This window comes from Ruegeria sp. O6 (assembly GCF_056535045.1).
Map to the genome: position 1 here is coordinate 1 of NZ_JBQERM010000027.1, position 16424 is coordinate 16424.

Consider the following 16424-nt stretch of genomic DNA (forward strand, 5'->3'; position numbering starts at 1 on the left):
CGGCGTCGGCCCCATGACCATCGCCTGCCTGCTGGCCAACACCCTCACCGCCTGCTGCCGCGCAAACAAACTCCCCGAACCAGAAGGCCTGACCGCCTGATACACGCGGGGCCGGATCGGACCCTTCGGACCGGCCCCCTTTTTTGGCAGGCAAAGCTCCAGCCAAATCGCCCCCTGACTGCATGGGCAAAGCACCCTGAATGGGTTTGACAGCCGAACAAATCGTGATATCCCTGTAATCCCAGCTGGTTACAGGTGAAGGCACTATTGTGTTTGACACATTCGGGGTGAGCTATGCTAATTCATGCACAAAAGCGGTATGACGTCTAAAATAAGTATAATCCTGAAGGCATTTTCACCGCAGCGTGTGGTGGCGGGTTTGGTCTTTCTTCCTTTACTTGCATATGCGTTTCCACCCTTCCTTGATTCTGACCTGTCATTTGGACTGCGGCTTGTATTCTGGGCCGGAGTGATGGTCCTTGCTTTGACGGTGACTGGGCTTGCCAGAAAGCTGATGCGGAAGAACTCCGTTTTCCTGAATGTTCCGGCGAGGGATCTGGCATTTGTTTCTTTGACCTTGGCATTGTTCACGCCTTTACTTTGGATGTTGGCCTGGATTCTTTTCACCTGTGGTGGATATATGGCGCCGGACGCCGAGAGGGTTGTGGTTTATGGCGCTTTGTTCGCGACAGGCTTGATGCTTGTACAGCGCAACGATCTGAATGCCGCGGCAATTACTGAATCTGATCTTGAAAAACCACGACTTGTCAAACGCTTGCCACCCAGATTCAACGGGCAGATCTATCGCTTGACCGTTCGGGATCACAACGTGGATGTTGTCACCTCAGAAGGCACCTTCACGCTCCGGTCGCGTTTCACAGATGCGATTGCCGAAATGGAGCCTGTCCCGGGTCATTGCTCGCACCGTTCGCATTGGGTCACCGACGCATCCATTGTAAGTGTCGAAAGGGAAGGCAGTAAAACCTATCTGAAATTGATCAATGGTGATCTGGTTCCGGTCAGCCGGAAATACAAACCGATGCTGGAAATGGATGGCCTGATCTGAACCTATTGCGGCATTGGCAACATGTATGGACGCGGACCTGTGAGGATCGCCATCGCCTGCGATCCCATCAGTGCCGACAGCACTTGATCAGAGCTGCGAAGCCCCCCGGTAAAAGCGCCATAGGCCGGAAGTATCATGCGATGATCATTCAGCAGAAAAGCGGGGCGTGAAATATGACGTCCCTTGACCCTGATCCGGACTTTTGGATGGTAATGGCCGGAAACTTCTCCTCGCGCGGGATCCTGCGCGATATGACGGAAAACAAGCGGGCCACGGTGCCATTCGAACAGATGGGTTCCCCCCAGCTCAATAGGACCGGGATCGTGGTTCCCCTCAATCCAGATCCACTGACGTCCGGACTGTAAGGTCGCGATCCTCAGCATTTCTGATTTTGGCAGCGCCCGGGCAGCTTCAAGATCATCGAAGCTGTCGCCCAGACATACAATGGTTTTGGCCTTCGTTTGCCCCAGGTCATCTTTCAGGCGGTCCAGCGTTTCACGGCTGTCATAAGGCGGAAGCGAAGGCCCACCACGCCGCGCGACGCGCTCGGATTTACCCAGATGCAAGTCCGACACGCACAGCAAGCTTTCGTCTGGCCACCAAAGCGCACCGGACGGCAAAGCACACAGGCGCTGACCCACAAAGGGAAACTCAAGTTCGTTCATGTTACGTTCTTGGCCTGTTTCAGGGCCCGACGCAAGCAGATCAAAGCTGTTCCAACCCCGCCGCTTGCAGCAGCCGCGCGCTTTCTTCCGCCAGAAGCCTTTCTTCGGCACTGCCTTTCACCGGCACTTTGCCAACCTCCAGAAACAGTGGCGCTGACAGGGGCGAGACACGCTCGAGCCGCACCAGATCAATCCTGTCTCCAATTCGGGCCAGCATTGTTTCGATCCGACCGAAATCGACAAGCCCACGCATGGCTTCTTCGCGGGTGATCTGCATCAATAGGTGATCGGGATCGTATTTAAGTAAGGTGTCATACAGGATGTCCGACGAAAACGTAGCCTGCCGCCCGCTTTTGCGCTGCCCTGCCATGTTGCGTTCGATCAGACCGGCAATGGTGGCCGATGCACGAAACGTGCGCTTCATAACGGCGTTGCCTGCCAGCCAGGTGTCGAGCCCGTCGCGCAGGGCATCGGGTTGAAGCAATGGGCGGGGATCGGTAACCGCGTCCAGACCCCAGATCAACGTGGCATAGTCCGTGGCGACAAACCCCAGCGGGGCCAAACCGGTTTCCTCCATCCGTTTGGTCAGCAGCAGGCCCAGTGTTTGTTGCGCGTTGCGCCCAGCGAATCCGTAGACGCACAGATGTTCACGCCCGTCGCTGGGAAAGCTCTCGATCAGCAGCCGATCACGCTGGGGCAGGCGGGACATCTGGCGCTGCAAATCCAGCCATTCAGACGTATGAGGGGGAAGCTGTGGCCAGCCCTGTTGGGCGAACATGTTCAGGATGCGGTCGCTGAGTTGCGTTGAGGTTGCGAATTTCGTGCCCGAAAAGGTCGCAATCTTTGGCTTTCGGTCAGCACGCCGCGTGACTTCGACCACCATCTCGCGCAGTCCCTCATACCGCACGATTTGCCCGCCGATCAGGAAGGTGTCGCCGGGCGTCAGCGAGGCAGCGAATGCTTCTTCAACCTCACCCAGAGGTTTGCCGCCCCGGTTACGTTTCAGACGAACTTTGAGCGTATCCGTGTCCTGAATAGTGCCTAGATTCATACGAATGCGCGACGCGGCGCGTGGGTCGCGCAACTGCCATTGCCCGTCGGTACGCTGCTGCAACCTTTGCCAGCGATCATAGGCTTGCAGAGCATAGCCGCCGGTGGCGCAGAAATTCAGGCAGGCGTCAAACTCTGCCCGCTTCAGCTGAGCGTAAGGCCCGGCGGATGTCATCTCGGCATATAGATCATCTGCGTTAAACGGCCCGGCGCAGGCGGCAATCAGGATATGCTGGCACAAAACATCGCGCGGGCCGCGACCGCGGGGTTCCCCATCTAATTCATGGGCTTTGGCGGCCTCTAGCGCGGCGACGCATTCGACCACTTCGAAGCGATTGGCAGGCACCAAAAGCGCCTTGGAAGGTGCGTTATAGCGGTGGTTGGCCCGTCCGATCCTTTGCACCAGCCTTTTGACATTCTTTGGCGCGCCGATCTGGATCACCAGATCGACATCCCCCCAATCGATGCCCAGATCCAGCGAACCGGTGCAGACGATGGCGCGTAAGTCCCCCCGAACCATCGCCGCCTCGACCCGCTCGCGCTGTTGTCGGTCCAGACTGCCGTGATGGATACCGATGGGCAGACCGTCATCATTGGCCAGCCAAAGATTGTGAAAGAATATCTCGGCCTGGGCGCGCGTATTGTGAAAGATCAACGTGGTCTTGTGGTGCTTGATCTGCTCCAGCACAGCTGGGATGGCATAAGCCGCGCCACCACCAGACCAGGGTGGCATCTGTGGCGTTTCCAGCATTCGGATATCCGGGTCCGGGCCGGGGTCGGCCTGTACAATCTGGCAGGGATCAGGACGGCGGGCCAGAAAGCGGGCAATCGCAACAGGATCTTCCACTGTCGCCGATAACCCGACGCGGCGCAGATCGGGATTGAGGCGTTGCAGACGTGCCAGCGCCAGCATCAGCTGATCCCCTCGCTTGCTTTCAGCCAGTGCGTGGATTTCATCAACGATGATCCGCTGCACCCCTTCAAACATACGCGGCGCATCCTCGTACGAGGTCAGCAGCGCCAGACTTTCCGGTGTGGTCAGCAGGATGTGGGGCGGATCGACCCTTTGGCGTTTCTTTTGCGTGGCTGAGGTATCACCGGTGCGATCCTCGATCCGAATAGGCAGACCGATCTCATCCACCGGGGTGCGCAGGTTACGTTTGATATCCGCTGCCAGCGCCTTGAGCGGCGAGACATAGATTGTGTGCAATCCATTGTGATCAGCATCCGCAAGTTCAGCCAGCGACGGCAGAAATCCGGCCATGGTCTTGCCGCCACCGGTGGGCGCAATCAACAGTGTCGCCGGGCTGCATGCGCGGTCGAACATCTCTTGCTGATGCGGGTGGATGGACCAGCCTTTGGTGGAAAACCAAGTGGCAATCCGTGCGGGAATCTGCGTCATGAACGCAGACTACCCGCCCCGGAGTGGTAATGGCACGGCGTTATTTGACGATTTTCTCGTCTTTGACGAACATGTTGGCCCAGGCCCGGTCGATCAGTTCCGGGCTCATCTGATAGGGGATGCCTTCGAACTCGCAGATCGAGATCATCTGGTCGATCAGGAAGATCGGTTGATAGTTGGCGTAGATATTGTTGATGGTCGGGTACTTGACCTTCAGCAGATGCACCAGCGCCGCCTCATCCAGCGGCATCCCGCGTTTGCGCGCAACCATGGCGAAAATCTTCAGGAAGTTTTCCTGATTCGGGCCGTCGATCTTGATCTTGAAGAAGATCCGGCGCAGGGCCGCTTGGTCAAAGATCTCGTTCGGGTGGAAGTTGGTCGAGAAAATGACCAGCGTATCAAACGGAACTTCGAATTTCTCACCCGATTGCAGGCCCAGGATATCCTTGTTTTCTTCCAGTGGAACAATCCAGCGGTTGACCAGCGCCTGCGGCGGTTCGGCCTGACGGCCAAGGTCGTCCACGATAAAGATGCCGCCGGTGGATTTCAGCTGCAGCGGTGCCTGATAGGTTCTTGCCGTGGGGTTGTAGACCAGGTCCAGCATACTAAGCGACAGTTCACCGCCGGTGACCACGGTCGGGCGTTCGCACTGTACATAGCGTGAGTCGAACCGCTTGCGTCGGCGCAGGCTGTTCGGGTCGTCGGCCTCCTGCTCGATCGCGGTATGCACGATCGGGTCGTAGACTGTGATCACCTGCCCCGCATATTCGATGGCATAGGGTACATAGACATTGTCCCCCAACGCATCGCGAATGCCGTTCGAGATGGACGATTTACCGTTGCCCGGCGGGCCATACATCAGGATCGACCGGCCTGCACTGACCGCCGGGCCCAGATGATCCAGCAAGCTGTCGGGTAGAACCAGATGGCCCATGGCATTGGTCAACTGGTCGCGCGTGACCTGAATGTTGCGGATCGACTGGCGCTTGACCTGCTCGCGATAGACATCCAGCGGCACGGGCATCGCACCGAAATACTCGGACTGGCTGAGGGCATCCAGTGCGCGGGCCTTGCCGGCATCAGTCAGCTGATATCCCATCTCGTTGCCACTGTTGGCGTTCAGCGTCCCCGTAGCCTCAAGCAATTTTTGTTCGCGCGCGATATCGATCAGTTCCTGCGTGACAGCACCGGGCAGACATATGGCCGCAGAAACTTCTGACACTGTGCTCGCATTCTTGCGAAATATGGTCTTCAGCAAAATATCCCGCATCATCACCAGCGGAAGCTTCATTTCGCCTAACCCCTTCGGGGCAGGGGGGGCCATAACAGAGGAAGTCTGCATATTCATGCGCGGTGCTCGTTCGTCAAATTGTAACGCCAACTGCCCGAATAAGGGCGACTTGAAGGAAAAGTGACCCAGCTTTGTGGCGGGACAAAGGCAGCGGCAAGGCGCGCTGATGATAGTTTACGAACCGAGAACAGTACCCAGAATCAGATACATGGCCAACGAGCCACCCAGTGCGAAACCCATGGGGAACTGTTTGCCCCGATCCCAGCTTTCCCAATGTGGCGCTATGGTGCGCAACCTTGTGATTTTCGCCAAACGGTGCGTGACCACGGCAGCCAGAATACAGGCGGTCAGAATAAGAAGCACGAGCTTTAGATCGCCAAGCCAGACAAATGGCGCGGACGCGGCAAGAAACTTCGCGTCACCCGCGCCCATTGCTCCTGACGCGTTCAGAAGAATGCCGAAAATCAACACCACGGGGATATGCAGAAGGTGCCAGAAATAGATCGGCATCGACACATTGATCAGCAACAGATGACCGCTGACCGCGCCGGTGGACCAGGGCGGGATGGCAACCAGCCCGACCACGACAAAAATCAACGCCAGCGCAACAACTGCATGGTTTTTGATCCGCATCTCACGCATATCCGTGAAGGCCACGTAAAAGCAGATCGGCAGTACGAAGGGCAGGAACCATGCCGCCGCCGTAGCGGGGATTTGCATGTGTCAGGCCTCTTCAAGCGCACGAAGCGAGCGAACCGCTTCATCGAAATGCTGCGGATGAGTGGCAATAGCCTCGCGGAACAGGTTTTTCGCGGTTTCCACGTCGCCTTGTTTGACGGCGGAAATACCCATCGTATTCAGCAGTAGCGCCCGTTCAACCTGGGTCATCGGCACCACGGGAAGGCTATAATTGCCCTGCGCTGACCGGGCCAGCACCAGATTGTTCTTGGCAGTGAACAAAGAGCTGTCCTGACGGACTGCGTCGGTAAACAGGCGTTCGGCCTCGGCATACTGGCCGCGGGTTAGTTTCGAATACCCCCAATTGTTCATCACGCTGCCCGGGCGGGTGGTCAACCCAACGGCCGTTTCATAGAAATGATCAGCCCGCTTCCACTCTTTCCGGGAATCCGCGACCACCGCCTCAAGACGGTAGCGTTTGAAGGTTTCGAACGTTGGGGGAACCGAATCCAGAACGGTTTTGGCCTGAGACCAGTCGCCATTTCGCACCAGCGCATCGGCATACTCGACCTTGTCCGCAGCGTTCGTACCCTTCATTGTCGTCACGCGCTTCCACGCTGCTGCCGCTTCGGTAGTGCGTTTTGCGCGTCCCAAGGATATTGCCAATCCGCGCTGAAGGTCGATGCGATCAGGGTTCTTGAGTGTGGCACCGTGAAAATAAGTCACCGCCTCATTCGGGTCGGCGGCACTCAACAACACATCGTTCAGGTTGGTTTCGTCAATGACGTTCACTTCCTGAAACGTTCGTTCCACCTTTTCCTCTTCGGTTTCCTTTGCACAGGCCGAAAGGATCAGACCGCTGACAATAACTGCCGGAATCAAGAATTGCTGGCGCATTTTTTGCGTCCTTTACTGCTCTTGCCTCGATTACTGGATTTTGCGTAGCGCGAATTGCCCGTCGCCAAGCTGCTCCAGTGTAAATTCTTGTTGTTCTTGCGGGATATTATTAACAGGATTTTCCATTTTTGCGAGTGCTAAGCGCAGATTGTCGCGGATTGCGTCACTTTCGCCATTGTCCAGCGCGTAAGCCCGTTGAAAGACCTGCGCCGCTTCGGGGTATTCCTGTTTCTCCATCAGCAGAACGCCCAGATTATTCCATGCAACAGGCCAATCCGGATCGTCTTCCACGGCGCGGCGCAGCAGTTCTTCGGCCTGCCCTAAACGCCGCAACCCAAGATTGGCGGTACCCAGAGAAGTCAGGACCTGTGTCGTCATGCCCTGATCCAACGCGGCACGGGTAAAGGTCTCAAGCGCCAGTTCGTATTCACCGGCAGCCATCAGCCGGTTTCCAACCTCGATATTGTCTTCTGCTTGTCCCCTGAGATCAACTCCCGGCGCATCCAGGCCGTTAGGTGACAGGCCTTCTGTGCAAGAAGCCACCATGGCGCAAACCACGGTGGCCTTAAGTATTCGGCGAAACCCGGATGGGAAGCACCAAAATTCAGCTTTCATAGGGTTTTATCATCCTGCACGTCCGAAAGTCGAAATGACGTTCGCCGACGGGCCGACCAGAATGATCAGCAGTGGCGGAACTGTCAGCATCATTGTGACAAGAGTCATCTTGGTAGGCAACTTGTTCGCAGCCTCTTCGGCCCGCATCACGCGTTTGTCGCGCATTTCAGCGGCGTAAACCCGCAATGCCTCGGCAATGGATGTACCGAAAGTCGCCGACTGGATCATCACAGTGACGAATGAGTTCACGTCCTGTACGCCGCAGCGCACTCCGAAATCGCGCAAAACAGTGTCTTTGTCCTTACCGGCTTTCATCTCGTGTGCGACGGTTTCGAATTCCTGAGCAATATCTGGGTAGGAGGATTTCATTTCACCGGACACGCGCACGATGGCCTGGTCCAGTGACTGCCCGGCCTCAACGCAGACCAGCATCAGGTCAAGCGTATCCGGAAAACCTGCGGTAATCGCCTCTTTGCGTGCTTCGACCCGGCGCGTGATCCAGTATTTCGGCGCGAAATAACCGATTGCGGCTGGCACGAATACCCGGATCATCATCTGCTGGCCGGTGAATTCCTGACCGTTTGACAGGACCGTAATCAGCAGAACACCGACAACGATACCAATGATACCAAGCGAAAACTGCGCAAAGTGAAAGAACCGGACCGCATCTTTTGACCGGTATCCCGCCTGACGCAGCTTCAGCTCAACCGCCGAATACTCTTCTTCGTTTTTCGGCTCCAGGAAAGTCGCGAATTTCTCAAGCTGCTCATTGCGGCTGGAGTTACGCAGTTGCTCTTTCTTGCTTTTTTTCGTTGCCCGTGGGGCTGCATTCGACCGCTGAAGCTTTTTCAGAGGATCTTCCGGCTGGCTCATAATCAGTGAGACGGCGACAAGAACCATGATCAGGCCAAGTACACCCACTACGATAAGGGGGCCGAACTCACCCAGGTGTTGGGTCAGCAGGTCATTGATGTTGGTCAGAAATTCCATTGTGCTGCCCTCAGACCTTGATGTTGGTGATGATCTTCATGACGATCAGGTTCAGTGTCAGCAAAATGCCGACAACGAAACACGCAGGGATGAACCAGGGGTGATCCAACACTTCGTCATAATACCCCGGATCCTTGACCAGGATGAAAATCAGACACGCAATTGGGAAGCCAGACAGGAACTTACCTGACCATTGGGCTTCGGCCGTGATCGCCTTGACGCGCCGGAACAGGCGGAACCGCGCGCGGATCACCTGTGCCAATCCAGCCAGAATTTCAGCCAGGTTACCACCGGACTGCTGCTGAATACCCACAGCAACCGCGAGGAACCGAAGATCCTGCATGTCCAGACGTTCGGCCATATCTTTGAGCGCCTCGCCCACATCGCGTCCATAGGCGCATTCATCCGCGATAATACCAAACTCGGTTCCCAGCGGATCCTGAACTTCGTTGGAAACAACCTGAATTGTCGAAACGAAAGGATTACCCACACGAAGCGAACGCACCATCAGCTCAACCGCGTCAGGCAGTTGCTCTTCGATCATGCCCATACGTTTCTTGGCCTTGTGGTTTACCCACGCGTAAACACCGCCAATACCGATGGCGATTGAAATCACGATGCGCAGCGCCGTATCCGTCGCGGTACCAATGCTCAGACCGACAAATGCCATGGCCGAGACCAGAGCCATGATCATGATCAGCTGACGGGGTGAAAACGCAATCGCGGCTTTTTGAGCCTTGTCAGCAAGCAGCGAATACAGAGGAATGCTCTGTGATTTCATGTGCTGCTGCATTTCCTTGCGCAGCTGCTCCAGAACCTGTTCGCGCCCGGCACCCTTTTCCAGCATGTCCAGACGCCGGTTGACCCGGCTGTTCAGGCTGATGGATTTGCCGAACGCAACCAGATAGATGCCCTCGACCAGGGCAAGAACCCCCACAAAGATGGCGACATAGATGATCGCCTCCATAGGCAATTGCATACCCGGTTCTCCTACATTGTGGTTGGGTCGTAGATGGATGCGGGCAGATCAAACCCCCACAGACGGAAGCGTTCCGAATAGTGGCTGCGCACACCAGTTGCCGTAAAGTGACCGATGATCTTGTTGTCAGGTGTCAGGCCAACACGTTGAAAACGAAAGATTTCTTGCATTGAAATCACGTCACCTTCCATACCGGTAATCTCGGTGATCGAGGTCATGCGGCGCGAACCGTCCTGCAATCGGCTGGCCTGAACGATCAGGTTCACAGCGCTTGCGATCTGGCTGCGGACGGCCTTAATGGGCATTTCGATGCCGGCCATCGCGATCATGTTTTCCAGACGTGAAATCCCATCCCGGGCCGAGTTCGCGTGGATCGTGGTCATCGAACCGTCGTGGCCAGTGTTCATGGCCTGCAACATATCGATCACCTCGGCGCCGCGTGTCTCGCCGACGATGATGCGGTCAGGTCGCATACGCAAGGCGTTCTTCAGACAGTCGCGCGGACTGACCTCACCTTTGCCTTCCACGTTGGGCGGTCGGCTTTCCATCCGGCCCACATGCGTCTGTTGCAGCTGAAGTTCCGCTGTATCCTCGATGGTCAGGATGCGTTCGGCATCGTCGATAAAGCTGGACAGAGCGTTGAGCGTAGTCGTTTTACCGGAACCGGTACCGCCCGACACGATAACGTTCAGTCGGGTCGACACGGCAGCTTGCAAATAGGCAGCCATTTCCTCGGTGAACGCACCAAAATTGACCAGATCATCGATACCCAGCTTGTCTTTTTTGAATTTACGAATCGAAACCAGAGACCCATCAACCGCGATAGGGGGCACCATGGCGTTGAATCGCGATCCATCGGCCAGTCGGGCGTCAACATAGGGGTTGGATTCATCGACACGACGGCCTACCGCGGACACGATCTTATCGATGATCCGCATCAGGTGCTTTTCATCCTTGAAGGTGATGTCGCTGATTTCCAGCTTACCGGCACGTTCGACGAAAATCTGATGCGGTCCGTTGACCAGAATATCGTTGACCGTATCGTCCTGCAGAAGCGTCTCAAGCGGGCCAAGGCCTGTTACTTCGTCATAAAGTTCTTTGTTCAGCTGCGATCGGTCGTCGCGATTCAGAACGATGTTCCTGGTTTCCAGAACTTCGCTGGCGATTGCGCTGATTTCGGCTCGTAGCTCCGCTTCGGCGGCAGTTTCCAAAGCTGCCAGGTTCAGGTTCTCCAGCAACTCGCGGTGAAGTTCGATCTTGATCTCACTCAGCCGCTCTTTGCGTTTTCGATCACGATCTGCCCCGGCAACCTCGGCCGTTTTTTTCTGAGGTTTGCGTACGACGGCCGTTGCAGCGGGGCTGGGGGCAGCTTGTGCGGCAGGTGCCGCCGTTTCGACCGGCTGCGCTGCCGCTTTGACGGGCTGCGCTGCTGGCTGTTTTTTATATCTTGAAAACACGGCGATCCCCCCTTGGGATGATGTTACGCAGCTTCAGCGCTGCTGCTGCCAAGGCTGTGAAGTGATTTGGCGAGCTTCGCGATTTCCCGGCGAAGCGGGTTCTTGGCGGCTGAATTGGCCAGCGGCAAACCATGGTCGCCACTTTGCATGACAGGTTTGCCCCCATCAGGCAGCAGCAGATCAATAGAGATGCCAAGGCTTTCCCCCATACGTTTCACGCGGCTTTTTCCATTCAGGTCGGTGAATTTTGGGGCCCGGTTCAGCGCAAAGCGCAGCTTGTTGAAGGGCAGTTCTTCGGCCTGCAACGCGCGCTTGAGGCGCAGGGCGTTCTGAGCCGAGCGCATATCAAGCTCGATCATTGCAAAATATACATGCGCCGCTTGCAAGACCGTTTCCGACCACAAGACCAGCGTTTTAGGCATATCCACAACCACATAGTCGAAATGCGTGCGCGCCACGTCAATCACGCGCTGGATGTCTTCGGGGGTAATCAGGTCCAATGGCACCATGTCGGATGGTGCAGTCAGAACCTGCAGTTTTTCTTCATAAGTTTGAAGAGCTTGTGAGAAAACCTCGCTGTCCATCGAATCCGTATCCGACAGCATTTCGAACACCGTCTCGCGGCGTGCCAGGTCCAGATAGGTTGAAACCGTGCCGTATTGCAGATCCAGATCGATCAGACAGACAGACGGGGCATCCTTGTCCGAGGCACAGGCCAGTTCCCAGGCCAGGTTTACCGCCAAAGTCGTGGATCCCACGCCACCAGCAAGTCCCTGAACGACGAACAACGCGCCTTCCTTTGATTCGCCATTTGCCAATGGAACAGCTGCGGCTTGCGCCATGACAACCGGATCGGGCTGCTTCATGCGTTCTACCGCTTCCTGCAATTCACCTTCCGGAAGCGGGTAGGGGACAAACTCGTCCGCACCCTTGCGCAGCAGTTGGTGGAGCGAAGCAGGTGTGACGTCCTCGGCGATCAAGACGACCTTGATCTTCTTTTCCTTGGCCCTTGTGATGATTTCACCCATCAATGACAGGTTGTCTTCATCTTCCCCGTCGATTGCCAATGCAACGAATTCAAGCGCTTCGGCTTCTGGTTGGCTAAAAAAGGCCAGCGCTTCGGCAAAGCCCAGGTCGCCCCAGCGCTCGCCCAGAATGGTTTCCATGTCTTCAATCAGAAGGTCGAAATTCTGGACATCCCGGCTTATGGTGCAGGCCAGGATTGCAGAATTTTCGTCTTGCGGCGTTGCGCTGGTCATAAACACTATCCTCGTCGTGAGGGCTCAGCATGTCATATGAACGAATTCCGCCAGATTGATGTGCTGTCGCCCCAATACGGTCAAATTTGGCCGCAGGTCACCCTATTTTTCACAATGTTACTTTGAAGTTGGGCAAGAATTGGGCGCAAAAGAACCAATTGTAGGGAAATGGGCGACGATGTCGCCCATTCTGCTTGTATTATCCACCAATGCCAGCGGCACTAGTTGGCCGTATCTGTTGTTGATACATCTTCGATCACGCTCTTCCACGTCGCACTTTCAACGTATTCGCGATAGATGATGTTGGCGTATTTGCCGTCCAGCAGCTGCGGGTGACGATCAACAAAGCCAGAAACTTCCGTTACCGTCCGGCGGTTGCGGCGATCCCGATTCGGTGTCGCGATCAACGGCTGCGTTTTTCCAAAGGATACAACGGCTTCAAGACGTGAACGAGAGATTCCTTGCCGTTCAAGGAATGCGACTACTGCCTGCGCGCGGCGTAGACCAAGGCTCTTGTTGTAACTGGTTGATCCTACGGCATCTGTGTGTCCGTAAACCCGGAACCTGGCTTCGGGGAACTGTTTGATCCAGTCAGCCTGCTGCAACAGTATGCTTTGCGCTGATGCGTCCAGTTGCGAACTGTTGAAGGCAAAGTTCACTTGGCTGGGCACATCCGCGGCAAATCTGCGCCCAAGAATCTGAGCGTAGGTCAACTCGCCGTTTTGAACCTGGATATTGTTCAATGTCGCGTTTCCAAAGGTTCCGGCATCGATCTCATATCCGACCTCGCGCGTACATGCGGCAACGGCGACCGTAAGACCCAGTGTGATGATCCACTTCTGCATTGGTCCTATCCTCCTGATCAATCTAGGACGTAGCCGTACGAGCTGCCAAAATTCTGTTTGGCAACTTCGGATGCTCCGCCGGCTCCGGGACGCTGTGTACGAGCAACCCGACCATTCGCGAACAGGTCAAATTCGCTGGGTGGTTTGACACGATCGGTGGGAAGGGCTAGCGCCTCGCCACGCGTCGGCGTCACCAGATGCGCCGTTATGATGACGACAAGTTCACTTTGTTCGCGCTGATAGTCAGCGCTGCGGAACAAGGCCCCCAGAACCGGCACATCTCCCAGCCACGGCACTTGGTTGACCTGGTCAACAAAGTTGTCCTGAAGCAGCCCTGCGATGGCAAAGCTTTCCCCGTCGCGCAACTCTACAGTGGTCTTGGCTTCCCGCACGATAAAGCTGGGAACGGTGTCTCCATTGATCGTGAAGTTCGTGCTGGTGTCGATGCTCGAAACCGAGGTGCCCATTTCCAGATTGATCAGGTCGCCGTCCACAACCCGCGGGATGAAGTTCATATTCACACCGAAGGCTTTGTACTCGATTGCCACGACACCGTCGTCTTGCGGCACTGGAATCGGAACCTCACCGCCAGCCAGGAACGTTGCTTCCTGTCCGGACAGGGCCGAAAGGTTTGGTTCGGCAAGGTTGCGAACAAGGCCCTTCGACTCGAGGGCTTGCAGCAGCAAGTTGACCTGAGCTGATCCGACCCCGAAGCCAAACAACAACGTACCATTTTCCACGGTGATAGGGGGAACAAGGTTCTGCGGATTGAAGCCACCGAGAAAATCAGTGCCCGCAACTGAAAGTGTTGAAGAAAGCTCTTTTGCGACTGAGCGATTCATCTCGGCAAAGCGTACTTTCAGCATCACTTGCTGCACGCCACCTACAGACATCAGGTTCGATACACGTTCGGGCGCGTAGCGTTCAGCCAATTCAAGTGCGCGGGCCAGTTTGGCGGCGCTTGAAACCGTGCCGGAGAGTACGATGCCATCATTGGCGGTGCGCACTTCAATCTGCTCACTTGGCAGGATCTGACGCAGACGCTCTTTAAATTCGGTTACATCGGGCGAGACCCGGACACGTACGTTGGCAAGCAGATTTCCTGCGCCATCAAACAGTGTTAGCGTGGTCAGGCCAGGGGCCTTGCCCAAAACATAGATTGTGCGATCCGAAAGCGAAGAGATATCTGCAATGCCTGCGTTGGCAATGCTGAGCTCTGCAAACGGTTGTTCGCTTTCCACAACAATCGCGCGATTCATCGGAACTTCCAGCGTTTCCACTGTGCCCTTTTTCACCACGCGAAGGGTTTCAGCCCAGGCGGCATCGCCGACCGGGCTCATAACAAGCGACAACCCCAGCAGGGTTGCGCTGATCCAGGAACGTATTGTCATGTGACCTGCCTCTCCGATCACGCCTCGTTTTTTGGGTCTTATGCCCTATGTGCAAAGAGACTGCGCGAAATCCGAATTTATTGCAATAATCAATGGTTTCTGGAATTTTCCTTATGTGGAGAATTGGCAACAACAACAAGAAAAGAGCCGCATCTGAGATGCGGCTCCGATCTTGTAACACTCTGAATTGGCGTCAATTTGTACAGGGGATAGGCACGTTGACAATCTCTCCACCGCGTCGGATGCGCGTCGTGCAGACCTGTTCAACCTCTTCCTTCGGTTCCGGAGCGGCTGCCGTTATTCCAAGCAGTTTGCGCTGATCCACCTCGATTGCCGACGCAACAGAGTCATCCTGTACCCCAACAAGGGCCAGTGACAGCCGCCCGGTGTTCTGGGCCTGCGCGAGTGCTGCGACTTGTTCCGGCGTGGCTGCGACCGTGACTGTGCGTGCAATCGTTGCGCTTGCGACGTCCGAACCAGCGGTCTGGTCGACGGCGATCAGCTGAACGTTGGTTTCGATCAGTTTGGTGATGCCGCCAGAATTCCCTTCTACCGTCCCGCTTGACCCGGTCCAGTAGATGTCGACATTGTCGCCGGGGCGCAGGAAGCCTGAAACACCAGAGGCCACGTCCACGCTGATCGCAAAGGCGCGCATACCTTTTTCAAGACGAGAGGTCAGCCCGGCCGATTCGCCTGGCCGTGTGATCTTGACCTCCATAATCGCCTCGTCTTTTTCCATGGTCCTCAGAATATAACGCTCATTGGCGCCACTTTCGGGAAACAAGGCAGTGAGATCAGAGAACGTACCTTCGGGAATCGCGTTTTCCGGCCAGTCTACAGCGCGAATGTCTTCTTGCGTCAGGCGTTCACCGTATTTCAGAGGACGATTTGAAACGTAAACAGTTACCGTCGGGATGACATCGACTTTGGCATTGGCCAGCGCTTCTTCTGCCGCTTGTTTCTGCCGTGCCAGTTCGCTTTGATAAGCCGCAATATAGTTGCGCGCCATGTAAACGGCGCCCCCAGCCAGAGCAACGCCGACAATCAGGACAAGTCCGAATACCGCTCGCATACATGCACCTCTTTCTTATTTAGTCGGATACTAAGCGGCCAAAGGGCCACTTTGAAACAGCCCAAGTGTTAAATGTAAATTGTGTCGAAATGTGGGACAAAAATGTCTGCTTGTTAGATTCTGCGTCAGCTTTCGCACAATTCCGCAAAACGACTGCTGTCATCTCCCTGCGGCAGGCCAGACGAAGAACAACGAAACAAACGCCGCGCCCAAAAAGGTCGCCGCGATTATTTGCCCGACACGTTCACCAACAAGCTCAGGAAAGCTGGTGAATGTGAAAACTCGCTGTGGGTCAGTTGGTTCCCGCTGTTACAAGGCCACCGGGAGCGGTGTTCGAGCCGGTACTGACAACAGAGGAACTCATGGCTTGGTTGATGTTACCGCCGATACCATCAACACTTGATCTGATGACAAGGTAGGTCGCGCTTGACAGACCGATGAGCACTGCGGTCAAAACCACCCAGTCAACGGTCACCGCTCCTGCTTCGTCCGATTTGAACCGATTAAGGAACTTTAGCATCTACTTATCTCCAATACGACAATTCAGTGTTTCCTGTAACGTCGCCTAACAGTGGTTCGTTCGGATGGCGGAAATCAGGCCAAAAGTTGATTTCGGTGGAAATATCCAAGATTGCAAACTTTTTCACGGGCTCTTTTGTGCGCAAAGACCTGCACGGTTCGTCAAAACCGACGGCGACATCACTGAAGCAGCTGCAGGAACGTCTGGCCGCCATCGACAAGGCGCAGGACAATATCACGAAACTGTC

The 16424-nt window shown here is 55.7% G+C and carries 15 protein-coding genes and 1 pseudogene; 2 read left to right on the forward strand and 14 right to left on the reverse strand.

All coding sequences use genetic code 11. The annotated features are described in order from the left end of the window. Positions 1-100 (forward strand): annotated as a pseudogene (locus ACR0DY_RS19480) (bifunctional methylenetetrahydrofolate dehydrogenase/methenyltetrahydrofolate cyclohydrolase); the annotation flags it as partial. Positions 101-514: 414 nt separating this feature from the next. Then, positions 515-1066: a LytTR family DNA-binding domain-containing protein gene (locus tag ACR0DY_RS19485; protein ID WP_480546450.1), complete on the forward strand. Its 552-nt coding sequence runs from the start codon at positions 515-517 to the stop codon at positions 1064-1066. Between the two features lie 2 nt (positions 1067-1068). On the opposite strand, the gene pdeM is transcribed toward ACR0DY_RS19485, so the two are convergent. From pdeM to ACR0DY_RS19555, 14 genes are all read right to left on the reverse strand, one after another. Further along, the gene (gene pdeM, locus ACR0DY_RS19490; RefSeq protein WP_480546448.1) at positions 1069-1731 is read right to left on the reverse strand and encodes a ligase-associated DNA damage response endonuclease PdeM; all 663 of its coding nucleotides are present in this window, start codon (positions 1729-1731) and stop codon (positions 1069-1071) included. 40 nt (positions 1732-1771) lie between these two features. Further along, positions 1772-4183 carry a ligase-associated DNA damage response DEXH box helicase gene (locus tag ACR0DY_RS19495; protein WP_480484362.1) on the reverse strand — a complete coding sequence of 804 codons (2412 nt, stop codon included), beginning with the start codon at positions 4181-4183 and terminating at the stop codon, positions 1772-1774. Between the two features lie 40 nt (positions 4184-4223). Then, positions 4224-5531, reverse strand: a complete 1308-nt coding sequence (locus ACR0DY_RS19500) for an ATPase (RefSeq protein ID WP_209505546.1) — start codon at positions 5529-5531, stop codon at positions 4224-4226. Between the two features lie 117 nt (positions 5532-5648). Next, a complete protein-coding gene (locus ACR0DY_RS19505; RefSeq protein ID WP_480484363.1) occupies positions 5649-6194 on the reverse strand; it encodes a prepilin peptidase in 546 nt (181 codons plus the stop codon). Between the two features lie 3 nt (positions 6195-6197). Then, on the reverse strand, positions 6198-7049 hold the full coding sequence (locus ACR0DY_RS19510) for a tetratricopeptide repeat protein (protein WP_267363020.1): 852 nt from the start codon (positions 7047-7049) through the stop codon (positions 6198-6200). Between the two features lie 30 nt (positions 7050-7079). Next, complete coding sequence (locus tag ACR0DY_RS19515; protein WP_480484364.1) at positions 7080-7664, reverse strand: tetratricopeptide repeat protein; 585 nt, start codon at positions 7662-7664, stop codon at positions 7080-7082. A gap of 9 nt (positions 7665-7673) precedes the next feature. Continuing rightward, a complete protein-coding gene (locus ACR0DY_RS19520) occupies positions 7674-8654 on the reverse strand; it encodes a type II secretion system F family protein (RefSeq protein WP_480488508.1) in 981 nt (326 codons plus the stop codon). A 10-nt stretch (positions 8655-8664) separates the two neighbouring features. Then, the gene (locus tag ACR0DY_RS19525) at positions 8665-9633 is read right to left on the reverse strand and encodes a type II secretion system F family protein (protein ID WP_480546443.1); all 969 of its coding nucleotides are present in this window, start codon (positions 9631-9633) and stop codon (positions 8665-8667) included. Positions 9634-9644: 11 nt separating this feature from the next. Continuing rightward, entirely contained in the window at positions 9645-11090 is a 1446-nt protein-coding gene (locus ACR0DY_RS19530; protein WP_267363024.1) for a TadA family conjugal transfer-associated ATPase, read from the reverse strand. A 23-nt stretch (positions 11091-11113) separates the two neighbouring features. Continuing rightward, positions 11114-12349 (reverse strand): CpaE/TadZ family protein, encoded by a 1236-nt coding sequence (locus ACR0DY_RS19535; RefSeq protein ID WP_480484367.1) that lies wholly within the window; start codon positions 12347-12349, stop codon positions 11114-11116. Between the two features lie 221 nt (positions 12350-12570). Beyond that, complete coding sequence (locus ACR0DY_RS19540; RefSeq protein ID WP_480484368.1) at positions 12571-13194, reverse strand: OmpA family protein; 624 nt, start codon at positions 13192-13194, stop codon at positions 12571-12573. A 17-nt stretch (positions 13195-13211) separates the two neighbouring features. Continuing rightward, positions 13212-14585: a type II and III secretion system protein family protein gene (locus ACR0DY_RS19545; protein ID WP_480484369.1), complete on the reverse strand. Its 1374-nt coding sequence runs from the start codon at positions 14583-14585 to the stop codon at positions 13212-13214. Positions 14586-14778: 193 nt separating this feature from the next. Then, positions 14779-15657: a Flp pilus assembly protein CpaB gene (gene cpaB / locus ACR0DY_RS19550; protein WP_480488502.1), complete on the reverse strand. Its 879-nt coding sequence runs from the start codon at positions 15655-15657 to the stop codon at positions 14779-14781. Between the two features lie 292 nt (positions 15658-15949). Next, a complete protein-coding gene (locus ACR0DY_RS19555; RefSeq protein WP_480484371.1) occupies positions 15950-16177 on the reverse strand; it encodes a hypothetical protein in 228 nt (75 codons plus the stop codon). Positions 16178-16424 lie beyond the last annotated feature (247 nt).

Coding starts and splice junctions, on each gene's coding strand:
- ACR0DY_RS19505 (WP_480484363.1), bottom strand. CDS start 6,194: ATGCAAATCCCCGCTACGGCGGCGGCATGGTTCCTGCCCTTCGTACTG.
- cpaB (WP_480488502.1), bottom strand. CDS start 15,657: ATGCGAGCGGTATTCGGACTTGTCCTGATTGTCGGCGTTGCTCTGGCT.
- ACR0DY_RS19485 (WP_480546450.1), top strand. CDS start 515: ATGCGGAAGAACTCCGTTTTCCTGAATGTTCCGGCGAGGGATCTGGCA.
- ACR0DY_RS19535 (WP_480484367.1), bottom strand. CDS start 12,349: ATGACCAGCGCAACGCCGCAAGACGAAAATTCTGCAATCCTGGCCTGC.
- ACR0DY_RS19515 (WP_480484364.1), bottom strand. CDS start 7,664: ATGAAAGCTGAATTTTGGTGCTTCCCATCCGGGTTTCGCCGAATACTT.
- ACR0DY_RS19520 (WP_480488508.1), bottom strand. CDS start 8,654: ATGGAATTTCTGACCAACATCAATGACCTGCTGACCCAACACCTGGGT.
- ACR0DY_RS19525 (WP_480546443.1), bottom strand. CDS start 9,633: ATGCAATTGCCTATGGAGGCGATCATCTATGTCGCCATCTTTGTGGGG.
- ACR0DY_RS19540 (WP_480484368.1), bottom strand. CDS start 13,194: ATGCAGAAGTGGATCATCACACTGGGTCTTACGGTCGCCGTTGCCGCA.
- ACR0DY_RS19510 (WP_267363020.1), bottom strand. CDS start 7,049: ATGCGCCAGCAATTCTTGATTCCGGCAGTTATTGTCAGCGGTCTGATC.
- ACR0DY_RS19500 (WP_209505546.1), bottom strand. CDS start 5,531: ATGAATATGCAGACTTCCTCTGTTATGGCCCCCCCTGCCCCGAAGGGG.
- ACR0DY_RS19545 (WP_480484369.1), bottom strand. CDS start 14,585: ATGACAATACGTTCCTGGATCAGCGCAACCCTGCTGGGGTTGTCGCTT.
- pdeM (WP_480546448.1), bottom strand. CDS start 1,731: ATGAACGAACTTGAGTTTCCCTTTGTGGGTCAGCGCCTGTGTGCTTTG.
- ACR0DY_RS19555 (WP_480484371.1), bottom strand. CDS start 16,177: ATGCTAAAGTTCCTTAATCGGTTCAAATCGGACGAAGCAGGAGCGGTG.
- ACR0DY_RS19495 (WP_480484362.1), bottom strand. CDS start 4,183: ATGACGCAGATTCCCGCACGGATTGCCACTTGGTTTTCCACCAAAGGC.